The following is a 16792-nucleotide window of genomic DNA, read 5'->3' on the forward strand; positions in this document are numbered from 1 at the left end:
AGAGGTGAGGCACACATGCGAATTTTACATACAGCGGACTGGCATTTAGGAAAAACGCTTGAAGGGAGAAGCCGCCTGAAAGAACAGGCGGACTTTCTTGAAGAGCTCACAAGGATCGTAAAAGATGAAAAGATCGACGCCGTTATCATGGCCGGAGACGCATTTGACACAGTGAATCCGCCTGCACTGGCTGAACAGCTTTTTTATGAAAGCCTCTCCGCCTTGTCTGACAAAGGAAACCGTCCGGTCGTCGTGATTGCCGGCAACCATGATAATCCGGACCGCCTTTCCGCGGCCTCTCCGTTAACGACAGACCATGGCATCCACTTGATCGGGTACCCGAAGACTGAGCCAGTTGAAATAGAAGTCGCTTCTAGTGGGGAGATCCTGTCAGTCGCAGCGCTCGCCTATCCTTCCGAGTCCAGACTGAATGAAGTGCTGTCGGAAACATTTGACGAAAAACTGCTGCGCGACCAGTATGATGAGAAAATCAAGCAGACCTTTCAGCGTATGTGCGGCAAGGCGAGAAAGGATGCGGTGCAGATTGCGGCAAGCCATATTTATGTGGCGGGCGGCAGCCAGACGGATTCTGAGCGGCCGATCGAAGTCGGAGGCGCATATACGGTGGCTGCGGAAAGCCTGCCGGAAAACGCCGCCTATGTGGCGCTCGGGCATCTTCATCGCCCGCAGACGATCAAACGGGCCCGCACGCTTGCCAGATATTCAGGTTCACCGCTTGCTTACAGCTTCTCTGAAGCGGGATACGCAAAATCGGTCACCATTGTCGAAGCCGCACCCGGTCAAACGGCATCATGGGAAGAGGTCCATTTGACGAGTGGAAAACCGCTCGTTAAATGGAAGGCGGAAAAAGGGATGTCCCAAGTATACAGCTGGCTGGAGGAAGAGCGGGACAAAAACGCGTGGATCGACCTTGAAATCCATCTGACAGACCAGCTGTCGATTGAAGAAATTCACCGTTTGAGAAAAGCGCATCAAGGCATCATCCATATTCGTCCGGTTTTTGAGGAAGCCGCCTCGGATGAAGAGAAGATCCGGTCCAGAAACGTTCCGATTGAAGAACGGTTTATAGCGTTTTATGAAAGACAAACCGGTGGAGCGGTTCCCGATGAGGAAACCGTCAAACTGTTTCTGGAGCTCGCCGCAGGATCGGAACAGGAAGAGGGTGATGAAACATGAAGCCGATTTCTCTGTCTATTAAGGGGCTGCACAGTTTCAGGCAGGAGCAGGTGATCGATTTTGAGCGCCTGTGCGATGCCGGTGTATTCGGTATCTTCGGGCCGACCGGAAGCGGCAAGTCGTCGATTCTTGACGCGATGACTCTCGCTTTGTACGGGAAGGTGGAGCGGGCCGCCAATAATACGCACGGTATTTTGAATCATGCCGAAGATGAGCTTGCCGTATCGTTTACGTTTAAGCTGCAGACAGGCCATGAGACGGCTTATAAAGTGGAACGGGTCTTTAAGCGGACAGATGCCGTCAAGGTCAAAACATCGATCTGCCGCTTCATTGAAATGAAAGAGGAACAAATCGTTCTGGCCGATAAAGCGAATGAAGTAAACCGGAAAATCGAAGAGCTGCTGGGCTTGACGATCGACGATTTTACAAGGGCAGTCGTCCTGCCGCAAGGTAAATTCGCCGAATTTCTTTCCTTAAAAGGAGCGGAGCGGCGGCAGATGCTTCAGCGCCTGTTCAACCTCGAACAATACGGGGACAGGCTCGTCAAAAAACTGAAGAAACAGGCGCAAACAGCGCAGGCCAGAAAAAATGAGATGCTTGCCGAGCAGGCTGGATTGGGCGATGCGGGGGAAGAGGCGCTGAAACAGGCGGAACAGCATCTCGAAGAAGCTGAAAGCCTTTTGCAAAGCAAGAAGCGCGAACGAGACGCAGAAGCGCAGCGCTTTGCGGAGTATCAGGAGATTTGGAACCTGCAGCAGGAAAAAGAAAGCTATCTGAAAAAAGAGGCGGAGCTTTTAAAGAAACAGGAACAGATTCGGGAAAAAGAAAGCCGCCTGCACCTCGCCGAAACGGCAAATACGCTCAAGCCTTATGCAGACGCCTTGCTGGCAGCGCGGGAAGATGCCGAACGCGCACACCGGGAAGAAAAACAAGCGCGGGAACAATTAGAACAATATGAAGAGCTTCATAAAAAAACAGAACGCGAGTACGAGGATTTCAGGCGTCTTAAAAATGAAAAGGAACCGGAGCTTCTCAAGCAAGAAGAACAGCTCACCGCTTTGAAGGAAATTGAAAACAAGCGGCTAGCCGCACAGGCCGAGGCCGAGAAGAAGCAGCGCGAACAGCGTTTGAAAGAAGAGGAAATCAAGCATGCGGCAGACAAGCTGGCCAAGGTGAAAAGTCTGCTTGAACGCGGGACAGCCAAGCAGAATCAGCTGAAAGCGGAGCTGAAATCTGTCCAGGTATCTAGCGAAGAGCGTAAAAACTGCCGAAATGCCAATCAGCTTGCTTTTCACATTCAACAGCTTAACAACGATGCCGCTTTAGAAAAGGAACGGCTTGGTCAGCAGGAGACGCTGATTAAAGAGCTCCAGCAAGAACAGCAAGCGGTGGATCAAAAGGTAAAAGCTGAAACCGAACGCATCGAGGCATTGTTTGCCGCTGTCGAACGAGCGTACGCGCTCGTTTGCGAAACAGACAGATCGCTCTCTGAGACCATCCGTGTGGCATCTCAAAAAAAAGAAGAGATTGCGGCAAAACGGGAACAGGCAAACCGTGATCAGCTGGCAATCGAACTGGCAAAGCAGCTCAAAGACGGAGAGCCTTGTCCGGTCTGCGGATCTGTACATCATGAAATGCCCGCCCGCGTCGGCATAGAAAGCCTGTCCTTTAAAGAGGCGGATTCCGAACTGGAGAAAACGGAAGCCATCATCGCTGAAGCCGGTGCGCTGGCTCAGGAGTTTCTCTCGGCCAAAGTGGCACTCGAACAGCAATCCGACCACCTGGTGAGCGAATGCCCGTTTTTAGTCAAGAGCAAACATGAACTGCCTGAAACCGCTGCATCGATAGAAGAAGGCACCATTCCCGAACGGTACAACCGCATCAGCTTTGAATGGAAAGGAATCAGACAGGATCTCGCAGAGACAAAAAGCAGGATGTCCAAGCTCCTTCACACATATAAAGAGCTCTGCAAGAAACGCGACCAAATCAGCGAGCGACTCAGCCATGAAGAAAAGGAGCGTAACAGGCTTCAAAACCGCGTCGGCGAATTAAATGACCAGTTAAATGAACGCCGAAAAAGCTTCGGCGAACAATTCGACGGCCTCTCTTATGAACAGGCTGAAAAATGGCAAAAAACGATTGAAGAAAAAGATCTGGCCGCAGAGGAATTCGAAAAGCGTATCGAAATGAGCGTCGGCTTTCTCACAAAACATGAACAGCAAAAAGAGAAGCTCACCGAGCGCTTGTTTGCGCTTGATAAAGAAAAGCTCGACCTCCGCTATGCAGTCGAAAGCCTTAATAAAGAAATAAACGATTATCAAAAAGAGCTGATGGGCTATCCCGATACAGCTGCGATCGACAAAAAGCTTCAAGACGTGAAAACGCAATTGGCCAAGTTGCATGAGCAGGAACAGACGCTTTACGGACGGCTCAAAGAGACCGAATCCGAAGTCAGCCGTTTAAGAGGACAGACAAAAGGGTGTGAGCTCGCTTTGCGTGAAGCGGAAGCAAGGCTTGCGAAAGCGGCGGACATCTGGCAGGAAAAATCCGGAGGTACACCGTTTGAAAAGGCCTCTGAAGTGAAAGCGAGCATTTTAGACCGCGATGATCTTGCCCGGCTGAAAGAAGACATTCAAATGCATTGGGATCAGACAAAACAGTGCGAGTCCAATATCAAGCGGATTACGGAAAAGCTTGACGGGAGATCGGTTTCTGAGGAGAGTTGGGAAAAAGCCGCCGTCACGAAGGACAAAGCTGAGGAGGCATTCAGCAAAGCCTTGGAAGAAAGGGGCGCGGCCGGCAAAGCTCTCGCCGTCATCCGCGAGAACCATAAAAGGTTTAAGGAACTTGAAGCATCATTGGCTGAATGGCAGACATACATCGACCGTCTTGATAAACTCCAAGCCGTCTTTAAAGGAAACAGCTTTGTTGAATACTTGGCAGAAGAGCAGCTTGAAAGCGTCACAAGAGACGCATCTGCAAGACTCGGCGAACTGACAAGACAGAGGTATGCGATTGAAGTCGACTCAGAAGGCGGCTTTGTGATGAGGGACGATGCCAACGGCGGAGTCAAGCGCCCTGTTACGAGTCTGTCAGGCGGGGAGACGTTTCTGACTTCACTGGCGCTTGCGCTTGCACTTTCGGCACAGATCCAGCTTCGCGGAGAGTATCCGCTCCAATTCTTCTTTTTGGACGAAGGGTTTGGCACGCTTGATCAGGATTTGCTGGATACGGTCGTGACCGCATTGGAGAAGCTTCAGTCTGACAATCTGTCGGTCGGTGTGATCAGCCACGTTCAGGAACTTCGGGCCAGGCTGCCGAAGAAGCTGATTGTCCATCCGGCTGAACCGAGCGGCAAAGGCACAGCTGTATCGCTTGAAATGATTTAACCTGGTAACCAAAAAGCAGCCTTCTTCTAGTGGAAGAGGCTGCTTTATGCATTTCCGACAACATTCTGGTCGCTTACATCCGGGTCTATATAATTTGTCGCGTTTATACCATTGTTGACGATAAGGAAATCTCCAGTATTACCAGCACCAGAACCGAGTGCAGACTTTGAAGAGCTTTTTGGAGATAGATAAAAAGAATCGCCGAAATTCACTACTCCTCCTGAGATTTCATTGATTTTAATGGGTCCGACAATGGCTGGCATGATTGATCGACATCCTTTATAGAAGTCTCTGAACCAGTATATGTCGGCCGGGCGGTTATTGTGAGTTCCTTGCAGGAGGAAGCTTTCTGATATGTTTGACTCTCGCCTCGGAAATCATGCGGCGCGTCGAACCAACCTGAAAAACTGAAGAAGAAGATACCCCGGCAATTTTTACAGCTCTGACTCGAATGACGGGAACCTCATGGAAAAAAGCTGATGAGACGCCGGTTTCCGGTGATAAATGTGGTATCGGCTGCTGAAAGAGAGGGAAATCTTCCTGATTAAATGAGCCTTCATTTCCGAAAAAAAGTGAAAGGTAGCGCTGAACAGCGAGAATTTTCACTTTAGGAATAATCTCTTCGACATCCCCGATTTGCAGCGTGCTGGTGATCCCTACTGAATGAACTTTCAAAAACTTTACTTTTGACGTTCTGATCATCTTGATTCCGGCGCCAGCGGGACAAACGGCCCGACAATGAGAGATTCAGGCGGTGTATCAAAAATTGATGACAGGGAAATGCATTCTGTATCTCCGATTAAAAAAACAGATGAGCTTGAAACCCCGGTAATGTTAATATTACCTACATCCAAACAGCGGTTCACAACGGTAAAATTCATGTGTTTTCATTTCCTTTCATTTCGTCAGGAATCGATTTGAGAAAGTGTTCGATTGCCCGTGCGATATCACGTTTCACATAATCGGCCAGCCGTTCTGCATGCTCGCGAGGCTGGATGTTTTCGTCAGGCTGCACATGTTTGACGTAATAGCGGATGCGGCTGTCGATTTGCTTTCTGATGTCTTCGATGATATGGTGGCGGTTTGTATCGTCCAGTTTACTGTCATACCGGTCTTCCAGCTGTTCCAGCAAACGAGGGGTTTCTTCGTTTAAGTAGGCATCGACGAGCTGTCTCGTTTGCTGCATCAGCTGGCCGTCGAGTTCCTGCTGCAGCATTCCGATACCTGGCGGCTGCTGGCTGATTTCAAAGTTCTCCACCTGGTCAGGATCTGTCGGATTAAGCCCGATGTTGAGCGTTCCGTCCAAGCGTTCAATTTTTAATTGATCAAATTTGTATTCGATCCGGTCAATCCGGGTACCGGGATTTTCTTTCAGCTGGTTCAATTCCGACTGCAATGCGGCAATCTGCCTTTCGAGGCGCTGGATTTGCGCAGCCTGCTGCTGCAAATACCCATACCAGTTCTGTGGATTGCTTTGTTTCATGAGATTACACCCCCGTGTATCCTATGGTACTGTAACAGAAGGAGCATGAAGAGGAACGAGAGTTGGTTGAGTCCCGTCTTCAAAAGCGTCGTCAAAAACTTCGCCGCCGGCGACAGGCGGGGCTGCTTCCGTGTAGCTCCCTGTATTATAAAGGTTGGAAAGTGTTTTAATGGAGCCCGCGCTCCCGATCTGCAAGACGGAAGAGTTGCTGATGCCTTCGACTCTTAAATAGTTGATTTGAATCGATTGGTTGATATAAAAATTCATGCCCCCACCTCCTTACAGGTTGCCTGCGAGCGGCTGATCAATCATATCGTTGTCATATGTGTTGGTGATGCTGTTCTGGTTATATACGCTGAGTCCGTCTCCGGTATTGAAACTGCCGGCGCCTGCGAATGTTTTAACTTCTGCATAAGGAGAAATCGTAATGCAGTCTCCGACATGAACAACGCCGCTCGTACCGACGGCATTTACTTTAAAAGCTCCGACAATAGCTGGCATGATGGCACACCCTTTAAGTAATCACACGTTTTTTATGGGCTATACACCATATCCTATGTTGATTAGGCGCTTTTGTGATAAAAAAAGAGGTTTTGCCGTGAGTGCTGATCACATGCGGGTGAAACTTATCAGATTGGAAAACGTATGAATAAGAAAAACGGTGCGATAAGGGAAGGGGGAGGAGACATGTATTTTCAATTGAATGCGGTGTCAATCGCTGCAGCCCTGCTGTTCTTTTCAGCAGCCTATGCAGTCGGAATAAAAAAACAAACTTGGATATTGCGGGGATTTCGCCGGGAAAGAGTAAGGGATCAGGATAAGCTGGCCAAAATCGCAGGGTATTTCTTTTTGAACAGCGGATTTTTGTTATTCTTGAACGGGTTTGTTTATATTCCGTATCAAGAGTCCTTTACACCTTCGGTCATTCTTGCCTACGGTGTGTGCACGGTGATTTATGTTCAAAAAACAATGGCCGAATAGCCAAAGCTGCGACCTGAAATCAACGGATGATGAAACGGAGGAGAGGGAAGGCCGGGCATCAGGCGCAGCTTGCAGTCGGAGGTCATGACGTATGGCGGCCTTTTCTTTCTTCCGCATGTATCACGCAGTTCTCATCCTTTTGCATTCGTTGGTTCAGCAAGTTGTCCAATTCCTGACTGCATTGAATGGCCTCTTTGGAGTTGATGCCGAATTTTTCGGCAGCTTCAAATAAGGCCAGTCTTTTTGCTTCAATTTTATTGTTCATCATGGCAGTCTCCAACTTTCGATTTGTATTTTGAGTCGGTGATTTCAGGTATTCAGCAATGATGTTCCTTGATATTGCTAGTATACCTTATTTTGTGTTAAAGGGATTTTTTTCGCCAATATGACAAAAAATGTGACATTTTTTTTGAAGGAGAGCGCCCGTTTATAATCGGGAAAGCTCGAAAAGCAGAAACCGCTTCCTCTGTTCGATAAAATGGAAAATTTGTTTTTGCTCATCTTCGAGTCGGCTGTATGTGACGGTTGTATAAGGATCATATTCAAGAAAAGGCGCGATTGTCTCATGCCAGTCTACCGCAAACCGCGAAAGCCGGCTGATTGTAAATTGGCGGTGCAAGACGTTTTTCATTAAATTGAAGTATTGGGACTGAAAAGCCGGGATGTCGAGCAGTCTCGCAGACAGTGTATTATAGCCTTTCGCCGGAATCCTGTTATGTTCCATTTCTTCCCCGTGAATATTCCGTCCCCATGTCGCGTCATAATCCCATGGAATAATTTGAAACGTTTTTGTGCGATCGTTTAAATAAAGCGCATAGTTATGGACGAAGCCGTCGAAGTTTTGGGTGCAGACGGCGCCGATGAGCCATAGCAAATATTGTTTGACATCGAGATAGCGTTTGATTTCCTTTTCAAATATGTCGTCTTTGGCGGTATTAATAAAGTAGATAAATTCCTGGAGGTAATCATCGTGGCGGCTTGACCCCGTTTTTCTTTCATATCCCTGCATGAGATTTTGCTTAGCCTTTTTATCGAAGGAGCTCAGCAGAGAAAAATTAGCATCGTCATCAACGGCATAATAAATGGCCCCCCTTTCTAAATTTCTCCTCTTTAAGAAATGATCGTCAACAGATTCGATTTTTAAATAGATGCCTTCTTTTTTTTCGTTGAGATAAAGGAAAGCGTGCGATGCTGCCGGCGCAAGAACGCCGATTTGTTCAAAAAAATGAAAGGATAGCCTGTTTCTGATGAAAGACGGGTCGTGATATTCGGCGTTCAAATGAAACGCAGCTTCTTCAGCCTTTTCTTTTCTGTCCGGATATTGAATGAAATAGGACTTCTTTGTCAGTTTGCGGGTATGGGCCCCTCTGTATGACACTGCGACAGGCGTCTTTGCTGAACCGGTCAAGAGCATGCCCGGAACGGCTTCATCACTCCAGACGTCTTTTTTCAACTCAAGCAGATGCTTCGGATGAATGTGCAGCCTGAAGGCCGGCAAGGCAGTGGCACTCATCATCATTTCCTCCTTTTTCAGCTGACATATCATATGTGAAAACAGCCAGTCCCGGAAGCGGACCGCCTAAGTTTGAACAAAAACAGTCATTTGCCTCAGTACACTTGTCTTTACGGTGCGTATGATAAATCAGGACATAAAAAAGGAAGAACAGGAGGTTACAAGATGAGTGGTGTCCATGATCATGACATTAAAGAGGCGGTAGATCAGCTGAAGAGCGAAGGCAGAGACCATTATTTAGACCGGGAACCCGAAGAATCCGCCGGCTCGGGAAAAGAGCGGCGTCCGCATAACATTTGGGATCTTTGGTGGGGGATCAAGCCGGACAGAAGCAAAAAACATCATAAAAGCAAGAAGCATGACGACCATGAAAAACCGGATAAAAGCAAGCACGACAAAAGCAAGAAACCTGATGACTGCAAAAAACCTGACAAAAGCAAGAAACCCGATGACTGCAAAAAGCCTGACAAAAGCAAGAAACCTGACGGCTGTAAAAAACCGGATAAAAGCAAAAAGCCTCACGATTGCAAAAAACGGGATAAATGCAGAAGTAAACGCCCCGATCATCATCGCTGCAAGAAGACTCACCATCATAAACGAGGCGGCTATGAAACCATTACAAAATGGTCTGACGGAAATCTGACCGAAGTCATCTACCGGAAAAAATAAGAGAAGCGGCTTACTGCATGGTGAGCCGCCATTTTCTTTTCCGGGAAGGAACGCCCGGGACTTTCGAAGCTGTTTGCAGAAAGCGAAAAGGAATTTTCGTTTTTTTAGAGAATATGTAGAATAGTTTTAAATCATACTGCGGGGGAATATTTATGAAGTTTGCGACAGCAAAGCTACACAGCCGTACATTTGTAGGGCTTGTCATGGATGAGAAGATAATGGATTTGCAAAAGGCGGAAAAAAAGCTGTTTGAGCTTGAAACGATACCTGAAACGCTTATCGAATGCGTAAGCGAGGGAGAGAAGTTTGTCCGCCATGTCGAACAGCTAGTGGAATGGTCAAAAAAGAAAAACAGCGAAGAGAGCGGTTCGTATATTTATCCGCTGTCAGACGTTGATTTGCTTGCGCCGATTCCCGAACCGCGGAAAAACGTGATCTGCATCGGAAAAAATTATCGGGATCATGCGATTGAAATGGGAAGTGAAGCAGATATTCCCGAACATATCATGGTGTTTACAAAAGCGCCGACTTCGGTTATCGGCCACATGGAAGGGATTGATGCCCACGAAGGCGTGACAGAGGCGCTCGATTATGAAGGCGAGCTCGCGGTTGTCATCGGCAAAACGGGAAAGAACATCCCGAAAGCTGAAGCCCTCGACTATGTGTTCGGCTATACGATCATCAATGATGTGACGGCGCGCGATCTGCAAAAGAGGCACAAGCAGTTTTTTATCGGCAAAAGCCTTGATACGACTTGCCCGATGGGGCCGTTTCTTGTACATAAATCAATGATTGAAGACGCAGGCGACTTGAGGGTTGAGACGAGAGTGAACGGCGAACTCCGCCAGTCGGGCAGCACAGAGGACATGATTTTTCCGATTGCGGACATGATCGAAACGCTGTCTAAAGGAATGACGCTTGAAGCGGGGGATATTATCGCAACCGGTACGCCGTCAGGAGTCGGCAAAGGCTTTAATCCGCCAAAGTTCCTCCGAAAAGGCGATCAAGTCGACATTACGATCGAACCGATCGGAACGCTTTCCAATCCAGTGAAATAAAAAACTTTTATAAAAATATGCGAGATTGCCAGGGGGGCTATTTTTTGAATCAACGGCAAGTACACAGCCTGTTTTCGACATGTGTTATGGCTGCTCGCAGATTGTTTATCAATAATGATTGATGTTTGGGAGGAAAGAAATTGTTCTTTAGAAAAATGACGGAAAAGGAAAAGAAAAGTACTGAAAAAGCGACAAAAGTAGGATTTGTTTTTTATATGATTGCTTTATCGGTAAGTTCCGCATATTCATTTTTTATAGAATCAGGATTTAATATTTCATTTTTGATTTTAATGGTTGGTTTAATCGTATTTTTTACCAGTGATTTCATATTCAATAAAATCACTGGCTAAAATGAAATGGAAGACAGACAAGCCGCTCAGCCGATCTGTAAAATGATTTGAGACACTGGGTGAAATGTTATCCCTGCCTGATAAAGGAGGATCTCGAAGGAAGGTTCAGGCAGAGTTTTGGCTGAAACGCTTTCCAATCCAGTGAAATAAAGGATTGTCAAAAGATTGGCTTTAGCATATAATGAAGCTGTCAAACTTTTTAGAAATGAGGGATGTGTGATGAGAATGGATATTGTCTTTTTTGCCCAACAAACGATCATTGCACAGCCCATGTAATATTTCGACTGGTATTCTTCAAATGGATCTGGTGATATTTCCATGGGCTGTCGAAGCGGCTCATGGAGTGTTTATATGTTGAGAGAGCCGTGTATTTGCGGCTCTTTTTTTGTTTGAAAAATCATCAGATCTTTAGGAGGAAACCACATTGAATTTATCTGCATTAGGCATCAAATATATCATGGAAGCTTTAAAGGACGAGGAAGGTCTGATTTTAGGAAGGATCGCCCTTGAGCATAAAAGGTTGTACCGGGTATGGACGGAAGAGGGAGAATGGCTGGCCGAAATCTCAGGCAGGCTGCGGTTTGAAGCGGAGAGCCGCGGAGACTACCCCGCTGTCGGCGATTGGGTGTATATGCGTCCACGCGGTGGCGAAAAGAAGGGAATGATCACGGAGATCGTTCCCCGGTTCAGCAAATTTTCGCGCAAAGCGGCGGGGGAGCCGGCAGAGGAACAGATCACCGCAGCAAACGTCAACACGATCTTTCTCGTCAATGCGCTCGGTCTGGATTTTAATGTGAGAAGAATCGAACGCTATTTGCTGCTGGCTTGGGAAAGCGGAGCCAATCCCGTCATTGTCTTGAGCAAAGCCGACATCGCTGACCGGATTGAAGAAAAGGTGCGCCAGGCGGAATCCGTGGCATTCGGGGTGCCGATTCATGTCATCAGCGCTCATGAAGGCAATGGGATGGATGAGTTGAAAGCGTATGTGAAACAAGGAGAAACCGTCGCCCTTTTAGGGTCGTCAGGCGTCGGCAAATCAACGATCATCAACTTTTTTCTGAACGAAGACAGGCAGGCGGTCCAGTCTGTCCGTGAAGATGACGACAAAGGGCGGCATACGACGACACACAGGGAAATGTTCTTGCTGCCTGAAGGCGGACTTTTAATCGATACGCCGGGGATGCGGGCATTGGAGCTTTGGGAATCGGAAGAAGGATTCAGACAGAGCTTCAGCGATATTGACCAGCTTGCAAAAAACTGCCGATTTTCAGACTGCATGCATCAAACAGAACCCGGCTGCTCCGTGCAGGAGGCGCTGGCTGACGGCAGACTCGATGCCGGCCGGTTCCAAAGCTACCTGAAATTAAAAAAAGAGCTCGAATACCTCGAAAGAAAAACGGATAAACGGGCCGCGCAGCAGGAAAAAAAGCGGTGGAAACAGATAACGAAAAGCATGAAAAAGAACAAACGCAAATAAATGAAAAAGGCGCTGATGAATGATCTCAGCGTCTTTTTGTGCGGAAATGACAGCGTTCACATTGTTTTGTTTAATGGACCGGTTCATGATAAGATAAGAACGATACCTGATTTGATAGGGGGAAAAATGAATATGACGCATATGCATATCACGTCTTGGGTGATCGCGCTCATTTTAGTGTTCGTTGCTTACGGACTTTACTCATCTGGAAACAGCAAAGGCGCAAAAATTACACATATGATTCTCCGCTTATTCTATATTATCGTTATCATTACCGGGGCGCAGCTCTTTTTAAAGTTCACGGCATGGAACGGAGAATACATAGCGAAGGCCTTGCTCGGCCTCATCACCATCGGATTCATGGAAATGCTTTTAATTCGCAGGAAAAACGGAAAAGCGGCCACCGGGATCTGGATCGGCTTTATTGTCGTTCTGCTCTTGACGGTTGTGCTTGGGCTCCGTCTTCCACTCGGCTTTAAAGTGTTTTAATTAAAAGACATCGGTTCTTTATGAGAACTGGTGTCTTTTTATGTCGGCGGCTTGAAGGTTGAAATCATCACGATTCGTTCCCCGTCTGAAGCGGTCCATTCGAATCTGTCCTTCCATTCCTCTTTTCGTTCGTAATGATGCTGCAGGGCGCATTGTTTCATATCATGAGAAAATTGATAAAACGAAACGCCCTTCACATCCTTTTTCCCGGGCCAAAAGCTCAAGCCGTTATAGGCGAAGACGCAGTCAAAGACGGAAAAGCCGAGGCTGTTCAGCTGATCCAAAAAAGAATAGAACTGTCCGTCTTCCAGATCGTTCAAAAATTCGAGAAATGCCTGTTTTACCGTTTTCAGATAACGGATCGATTCTCCGCCTGTCAGCTTCACGGTCTCCGGCTTTTCCGTGACGGCAAATTGATCAAACAGTTCGGCTTTTTGCCATTCTCCGTCTATGCTGATGAAAACTCCGGGACTGTTCAGGCTTTCAACCAAAAATAAATCTCCTTCTTCGTTTTCAATCAGGCAAATCCCGTCTTCCATTAAAATTTTGCCGTAAATCCATTTGCGCTTTTCGGCGTAAATTCGTTTTTGGCGTTCGGTGTCCATGGGCGGTCTCCTTTCTTATTTCGTTTTTTCCAAAACGGGCTTGTCTCATACAAGACTCTGTTGGACAATTCAACTATTATTTTAAGGTGCATAAAATAGGTAAAGTGACAAAGGAAGTGAAGCCTAAAGCAGAGGAAGAACATTAGAATTGGAGCTGATCGACAATGTGTGGAATAACGGGGTGGGTCGATTTTAAGAAGCCGCTTGTTCAGGAGCAGTCTGTCATGGAGAAAATGACTGATACGCTTTCGAACAGAGGACCTGATGATACGAATATTTGGGGAAAGCGCCATGTTTTATTCGGACATAAACGCTTGGCAGTTGTGGATCTGGAAGGCGGCAGACAGCCGATGACCCGCACACACCAAGGGTACGATTATACGATTTGCTATAACGGCGAACTCTATAATACGGAGGATTTGCGGAAAGAGCTTAGGCAGCGGGGGCATCAATTCAAGAGCCACTCAGATACAGAGGTTTTGCTTCATTCATACATGGAATGGAAAGAGGAATGCATCGACAGGCTGAACGGAATTTTTGCATTTACGGTATGGGATGAAAAGCGCGATCTTCTTTTTGCGGCACGCGACAGGCTCGGCGTTAAACCGTTCTTTTACACCGAACAGGGCTCATCATTTCTGTTCGGATCTGAAATCAAAGCGATTCTCGCTCACCCGGAAGTGAAAGCAAAGGTCGACCGTTCAGGGCTGGCCGAAATTTTCGGCCTCGGGCCGTCGCGATCGCCGGGGAGCGGTGTTTTTAAAGGAATAAAAGAGATCCGCCCGGGGCATGCGATGATTTTCTCAAAAGACGGTTTAACGGTTTGGCGCTACTGGAATGTGAAAAGCGAGAAGCATACCGACAGCTTTGACGAAACGGTGGAAAATGTGCGGTCGCTGTTTCAGGACGCCGTCACAAGGCAGCTTGTGTCTGATGTGCCGGTTTGCACGTTTTTATCAGGAGGGGTTGATTCGAGCGCCATTACCGCAACGGCCGCCAAGCATTTTGAGGAAGAAGGGAAGGGGCCGCTTCATACGTTTTCGATCGATTATGAAGACAATGAACAATATTTTACGTCAAGTTCATTTCAGCCAAACGCCGACGGACCGTGGATTAAAAAAATGTCCGATGCATTCGCAACGGTTCACCACAACTGCGTGATTTCCCAGGAGGAGCTGGCCGCTTATTTGGAAGAAGCCGTACTGGTCCGTGATTTGCCGGGGATGGCTGATGTCGATTCTTCTTTGCTGTGGTTTTGCCGCGAGATTAAAAAGGACTTTGTCGTGAGTCTTTCCGGGGAATGCGCGGACGAAATTTTCGGCGGCTACCCTTGGTTCCATTCGGCAGAAGATGTGAAAGGTTTCCCATGGATGAGATCAATGGAAGAACGGATCGCACTTCTGCAGTACGGCTGGCAGAAAAAACTGAACCTCGGCGAATATGTGAAGGCGAAGTACGAGGAAACGGTTAAAGAAACACCGCTGCTTGAAGGAGAAACGGGTGCGGAGAAACGAAGGAGAGAGCTGTTTTACTTAAATATGCTCTGGTTTATGACAACGCTCTTGGATCGAAAAGACAGAATGAGCATGGGGGCGAGCCTCGAAGTCAGGGTTCCGTTTGCGGACCACAGGCTTGTCGAGTATGTCTGGAATATTCCGTGGGATGTCAAAATGCATGGCAGCCGTGAAAAAGGCATCTTCCGCAAGGCTCTTGAAGGCATTTTGCCTGATGAAGTGCTGTATCGCAAAAAAAGTCCATATCCGAAAACGCACCACCCCGCTTATACGAAAGCCGTCATTCGTTGGCTGGAGTCATTGCTGGAGCAAAAAGACTCGGCGCTTTATGTTTTCTTAGACAAGAAAAAACTGGAGCGGCTGATTGAGACGGAGGGCGCATCATTTCAAGTTCCCTGGTACGGACAATTGATGAAGGGACCGCAGTTGATCGCACACCTTGCCCAAATCCATACTTGGTTTGAGAATTATCGAATTGATATTGAGGAATAACATAAAACACCCGGCATAAGCCGGGTGTTCCAGCTTGTCGACAAAGCCACAAAAAGTGGCTTGATCGACAAGCTTTTTTTGTTAAAATGTGAGTGAAATCTAGTTTTTGGAGGTTTTGCCATGTTGTCTAAGCACTCTAAAGATCAGCGCGAACAGCTTGAAGTCTTTGCCTTAAGTGAACTTGTCCCGGAAGACCATCTGGTCAGGAAAATAGAAGAAGCCATGGACTTTTCTTTTATTTATGAAAAAGTTGCTCCCCTTTATTCTTCAAAAGGGCGCCCAAGCATTGATCCCGTTGTATTGATCAAAATGGTTCTGATTCAGTACGTGTTTGGCCACCGCTCGATGCGCGAAACCATTAAACGGATCGAAACCGATGTCGCTTATCGCTGGTTTATTGGATATGGATTTTCTGAAAAAATCCCTCATTTTTCAACCTTCAGTAAAAACTATGAGCGCCGTTTTCATGATACGGACCTATTTGAAACAATCTTCTATAAAATCTTGCGTCAGGCCATGGATCTCGGTCTTGTCGACCCGTCGGTCGCCTTTATCGATGGAACCCATGTCAAAGCCAATGCGAATAAGAAAAAGTTTGTGAAGAAGATTGTGAGAAAAGAAACAAGAGCTTATCAGGAACAATTAGATCGAGAAATTAATGCCGATCGCGAAGCCAACGGCAAAAAGCCCTTAAAGCCCAGGCAATGCTCAGAAGAACGGGAAATAAAAGAAAGTACGACAGATCCTGAGAGCGGTTATTTTGTAAAAGGTGAACGGGAACGTCTTTTTGCTTATGGTTTTCATACAGCTTGTGACCGGAATGGATTTGTGCTGGGGGCGGTTGTTGAGCCTGCCAATATTCATGACAGCCAAGTGTTCACGACCCTGTTTCAACAGGTGAAAGAGCACGTCGCTAAGCCTCATACAGTCGCAGTTGATGCCGGATATAAAACGCCGTTTATCGCAAAGTTTCTAAGTGATCAAAATGTCCGTCCCGTCATGCCTTACACTCGACCACAAACTAAAAAAGGGTTCATGAGAAAACATGAATATGTATACGATGAATATTACGATGCTTATATTTGCCCTGACGATCACGTTCTGACATATCGCACAACCAACCGTGAAGGCTATCGGATTTATGCATCAGATCCAAACCGATGTGAACACTGTTCTTTTCTGAAGCAATGTACGGAAAGTCGAAATCATCGAAAGATGATTCACAGGCATCTCTGGCAGGATCATTTGGATGAAGCCGACCATCTTCGCCACACGGATGAGAATAGGCGAATCTACGCCAAACGCAAAGAAACGATCGAACGGGTTTTTGCGGATTTAAAACACAAGCATGGCCTGCGCTGGACAACCCTGCGGGGAAAGAAAAAATTGTCCATGCAGGCGATGCTTGTTTTCGCTGCCATGAATCTCAAAAAGCTGGCGAATTGGACCTGGAAAGGGCCTGATCGTCAGCATTCTCATCGAAAAAACAGAATAAATTGGACAAAAATAGGTCGGATTATAAAAATCCGACCTATTTTGTCAACGGTCTGAAACACCCGGCATAAGCCGGGTGTT

At 47.1% G+C, this 16792-nt stretch carries 19 protein-coding genes; 10 read left to right on the plus strand and 9 right to left on the minus strand.

Annotated features, from left to right (window positions below; all coding sequences use genetic code 11):
- Window positions 1-15: 15 nt before the first annotated feature.
- A complete protein-coding gene (sbcD, locus tag MKZ04_RS01270) occupies window positions 16-1197 on the plus strand; it encodes an exonuclease subunit SbcD (protein WP_331837389.1) in 1182 nt (393 codons plus the stop codon).
- Window positions 1194-4586 (plus strand): exonuclease subunit SbcC, encoded by a 3393-nt coding sequence (gene sbcC / locus MKZ04_RS01275; RefSeq protein ID WP_341045100.1) that lies wholly within the window; start codon window positions 1194-1196, stop codon window positions 4584-4586. The genes sbcD and sbcC overlap by 4 nt, the downstream gene beginning before the upstream one ends.
- A 44-nt stretch (window positions 4587-4630) precedes the next feature.
- On the opposite strand, the gene MKZ04_RS01280 is transcribed toward sbcC, so the two are convergent.
- From MKZ04_RS01280 to MKZ04_RS01305, 6 genes are read right to left on the minus strand one after another with little or no spacing between them, the layout of a single operon-like run.
- Entirely contained in the window at window positions 4631-4849 is a 219-nt protein-coding gene (locus MKZ04_RS01280; protein WP_016885923.1) for a spore germination protein, read from the minus strand.
- A 55-nt stretch (window positions 4850-4904) separates the two neighbouring features.
- Window positions 4905-5288: a spore germination protein GerPE gene (locus tag MKZ04_RS01285; protein ID WP_145929679.1), complete on the minus strand. Its 384-nt coding sequence runs from the start codon at window positions 5286-5288 to the stop codon at window positions 4905-4907.
- A complete protein-coding gene (locus MKZ04_RS01290) occupies window positions 5285-5467 on the minus strand; it encodes a spore gernimation protein GerPD (protein WP_105979078.1) in 183 nt (60 codons plus the stop codon). The genes MKZ04_RS01285 and MKZ04_RS01290 overlap by 4 nt, the downstream gene beginning before the upstream one ends.
- Complete coding sequence (locus MKZ04_RS01295; protein WP_145624385.1) at window positions 5464-6069, minus strand: spore germination protein GerPC; 606 nt, start codon at window positions 6067-6069, stop codon at window positions 5464-5466. The genes MKZ04_RS01290 and MKZ04_RS01295 overlap by 4 nt, the downstream gene beginning before the upstream one ends.
- A 21-nt stretch (window positions 6070-6090) precedes the next feature.
- Entirely contained in the window at window positions 6091-6336 is a 246-nt protein-coding gene (locus tag MKZ04_RS01300) for a spore germination protein GerPB (protein WP_039072656.1), read from the minus strand.
- A gap of 12 nt (window positions 6337-6348) precedes the next feature.
- Window positions 6349-6570, minus strand: coding sequence for a spore germination protein (locus tag MKZ04_RS01305; protein ID WP_096747992.1), 222 nt, complete (start codon window positions 6568-6570; stop codon window positions 6349-6351).
- 186 nt (window positions 6571-6756) lie between these two features.
- Here MKZ04_RS01305 and MKZ04_RS01310 point away from each other — a divergent pair, with 186 nt between their 5' ends.
- Window positions 6757-7050: a DUF3784 domain-containing protein gene (locus tag MKZ04_RS01310; RefSeq protein WP_035339011.1), complete on the plus strand. Its 294-nt coding sequence runs from the start codon at window positions 6757-6759 to the stop codon at window positions 7048-7050.
- Between the two features lie 82 nt (window positions 7051-7132).
- On the opposite strand, the gene MKZ04_RS01315 is transcribed toward MKZ04_RS01310, so the two are convergent.
- Both MKZ04_RS01315 and MKZ04_RS01320 read right to left on the minus strand, forming a co-directional pair.
- Window positions 7133-7315 (minus strand): aspartyl-phosphate phosphatase Spo0E family protein, encoded by a 183-nt coding sequence (locus MKZ04_RS01315; RefSeq protein ID WP_020450876.1) that lies wholly within the window; start codon window positions 7313-7315, stop codon window positions 7133-7135.
- 162 nt (window positions 7316-7477) lie between these two features.
- Window positions 7478-8563, minus strand: coding sequence for a CotH kinase family protein (locus MKZ04_RS01320; RefSeq protein ID WP_025811689.1), 1086 nt, complete (start codon window positions 8561-8563; stop codon window positions 7478-7480).
- A gap of 165 nt (window positions 8564-8728) precedes the next feature.
- On the opposite strand from MKZ04_RS01320, the gene cotG reads away from it, so the two are divergent.
- The 5 genes from cotG to MKZ04_RS01345 all read left to right on the plus strand — a co-directional run bounded on the left by cotG (window position 8729) and on the right by MKZ04_RS01345 (window position 12606).
- On the plus strand, window positions 8729-9232 hold the full coding sequence (gene cotG / locus MKZ04_RS01325) for a spore coat protein CotG (protein ID WP_023856614.1): 504 nt from the start codon (window positions 8729-8731) through the stop codon (window positions 9230-9232).
- 152 nt (window positions 9233-9384) lie between these two features.
- Complete coding sequence (locus tag MKZ04_RS01330) at window positions 9385-10290, plus strand: fumarylacetoacetate hydrolase family protein (RefSeq protein ID WP_020450879.1); 906 nt, start codon at window positions 9385-9387, stop codon at window positions 10288-10290.
- 140 nt (window positions 10291-10430) lie between these two features.
- Window positions 10431-10640 (plus strand): hypothetical protein, encoded by a 210-nt coding sequence (locus tag MKZ04_RS01335; RefSeq protein WP_023856615.1) that lies wholly within the window; start codon window positions 10431-10433, stop codon window positions 10638-10640.
- A 424-nt stretch (window positions 10641-11064) separates the two neighbouring features.
- Window positions 11065-12117 (plus strand): ribosome small subunit-dependent GTPase A, encoded by a 1053-nt coding sequence (rsgA, locus tag MKZ04_RS01340; RefSeq protein WP_023856616.1) that lies wholly within the window; start codon window positions 11065-11067, stop codon window positions 12115-12117.
- A gap of 132 nt (window positions 12118-12249) precedes the next feature.
- On the plus strand, window positions 12250-12606 hold the full coding sequence (locus MKZ04_RS01345; RefSeq protein WP_011197750.1) for a YisL family protein: 357 nt from the start codon (window positions 12250-12252) through the stop codon (window positions 12604-12606).
- Between the two features lie 38 nt (window positions 12607-12644).
- On the opposite strand, the gene MKZ04_RS01350 is transcribed toward MKZ04_RS01345, so the two are convergent.
- Window positions 12645-13211: a DUF2777 domain-containing protein gene (locus tag MKZ04_RS01350; protein WP_020450883.1), complete on the minus strand. Its 567-nt coding sequence runs from the start codon at window positions 13209-13211 to the stop codon at window positions 12645-12647.
- Between the two features lie 164 nt (window positions 13212-13375).
- Here MKZ04_RS01350 and asnB point away from each other — a divergent pair, with 164 nt between their 5' ends.
- Window positions 13376-15217 (plus strand): asparagine synthase (glutamine-hydrolyzing), encoded by a 1842-nt coding sequence (gene asnB / locus MKZ04_RS01355; RefSeq protein WP_341045105.1) that lies wholly within the window; start codon window positions 13376-13378, stop codon window positions 15215-15217.
- Between the two features lie 120 nt (window positions 15218-15337).
- The gene (locus MKZ04_RS01360; RefSeq protein ID WP_079289155.1) at window positions 15338-16768 is read left to right on the plus strand and encodes an IS1182 family transposase; all 1431 of its coding nucleotides are present in this window, start codon (window positions 15338-15340) and stop codon (window positions 16766-16768) included.
- The last annotated feature ends 24 nt before the right edge of the window (window positions 16769-16792 follow it).

Origin of the sequence: Bacillus sp. FSL W7-1354, assembly GCF_038002405.1 — a bacterium.
Classification (GTDB): Bacteria; Bacillota; Bacilli; order Bacillales; family Bacillaceae; genus Bacillus; species Bacillus paralicheniformis.

What these genes read in the sequence shown, in the direction of transcription:
- sbcD (WP_331837389.1), top strand. Translation starts at nt 16, where the DNA reads ATGCGAATTTTACATACAGCGGACTGGCATTTAGGAAAAACGCTTGAA.
- sbcC (WP_341045100.1), top strand. Translation starts at nt 1,194, where the DNA reads ATGAAGCCGATTTCTCTGTCTATTAAGGGGCTGCACAGTTTCAGGCAG.
- MKZ04_RS01280 (WP_016885923.1), bottom strand. Translation starts at nt 4,849, where the DNA reads ATGCCAGCCATTGTCGGACCCATTAAAATCAATGAAATCTCAGGAGGA.
- MKZ04_RS01285 (WP_145929679.1), bottom strand. Translation starts at nt 5,288, where the DNA reads ATGATCAGAACGTCAAAAGTAAAGTTTTTGAAAGTTCATTCAGTAGGG.
- MKZ04_RS01290 (WP_105979078.1), bottom strand. Translation starts at nt 5,467, where the DNA reads ATGAATTTTACCGTTGTGAACCGCTGTTTGGATGTAGGTAATATTAAC.
- MKZ04_RS01295 (WP_145624385.1), bottom strand. Translation starts at nt 6,069, where the DNA reads ATGAAACAAAGCAATCCACAGAACTGGTATGGGTATTTGCAGCAGCAG.
- MKZ04_RS01300 (WP_039072656.1), bottom strand. Translation starts at nt 6,336, where the DNA reads ATGAATTTTTATATCAACCAATCGATTCAAATCAACTATTTAAGAGTC.
- MKZ04_RS01305 (WP_096747992.1), bottom strand. Translation starts at nt 6,570, where the DNA reads ATGCCAGCTATTGTCGGAGCTTTTAAAGTAAATGCCGTCGGTACGAGC.
- MKZ04_RS01310 (WP_035339011.1), top strand. Translation starts at nt 6,757, where the DNA reads ATGTATTTTCAATTGAATGCGGTGTCAATCGCTGCAGCCCTGCTGTTC.
- MKZ04_RS01315 (WP_020450876.1), bottom strand. Translation starts at nt 7,315, where the DNA reads ATGAACAATAAAATTGAAGCAAAAAGACTGGCCTTATTTGAAGCTGCC.
- MKZ04_RS01320 (WP_025811689.1), bottom strand. Translation starts at nt 8,563, where the DNA reads ATGAGTGCCACTGCCTTGCCGGCCTTCAGGCTGCACATTCATCCGAAG.
- cotG (WP_023856614.1), top strand. Translation starts at nt 8,729, where the DNA reads ATGAGTGGTGTCCATGATCATGACATTAAAGAGGCGGTAGATCAGCTG.
- MKZ04_RS01330 (WP_020450879.1), top strand. Translation starts at nt 9,385, where the DNA reads ATGAAGTTTGCGACAGCAAAGCTACACAGCCGTACATTTGTAGGGCTT.
- MKZ04_RS01345 (WP_011197750.1), top strand. Translation starts at nt 12,250, where the DNA reads ATGACGCATATGCATATCACGTCTTGGGTGATCGCGCTCATTTTAGTG.
- MKZ04_RS01350 (WP_020450883.1), bottom strand. Translation starts at nt 13,211, where the DNA reads ATGGACACCGAACGCCAAAAACGAATTTACGCCGAAAAGCGCAAATGG.
- asnB (WP_341045105.1), top strand. Translation starts at nt 13,376, where the DNA reads ATGTGTGGAATAACGGGGTGGGTCGATTTTAAGAAGCCGCTTGTTCAG.
- MKZ04_RS01360 (WP_079289155.1), top strand. Translation starts at nt 15,338, where the DNA reads ATGTTGTCTAAGCACTCTAAAGATCAGCGCGAACAGCTTGAAGTCTTT.